Below are 237 nucleotides of genomic sequence, written 5' to 3' on the forward strand. Positions count from 1 at the left end.
GTCATGCCCTTACTTTTGGCAGCGATGTCTGCTTGCTCACTTAAATAAGCAATGCTATTGGCTTTGTTGACCACATCAACAGCCTCGACATCGACAGCCTTATTGTTTACAGCCTTAACCCTAGTCGCCGTTTCTGCACCAGACGCCTGCTCCGCTTTTTCTAATGGTTTTCTTGAGTTCTCCTGTCTTTCACCTCTTCCCTCAAGCCCTACGACAGCATGCATCACAGGTTGATAG

1 pseudogene is annotated in these 237 nt (G+C 47.7%); it reads right to left on the minus strand.

The window, feature by feature from the left end:
• Positions 1 to 237, minus strand: a pseudogene (locus tag AAEY75_RS17005) (PepSY-associated TM helix domain-containing protein); the annotation flags it as partial.

The sequence above is a fragment of the Psychrobacter sp. TB55-MNA-CIBAN-0194 genome, assembly GCF_040309505.1.
GTDB classification, from domain to species: Bacteria; Pseudomonadota; Gammaproteobacteria; order Pseudomonadales; family Moraxellaceae; genus Psychrobacter; species Psychrobacter fozii.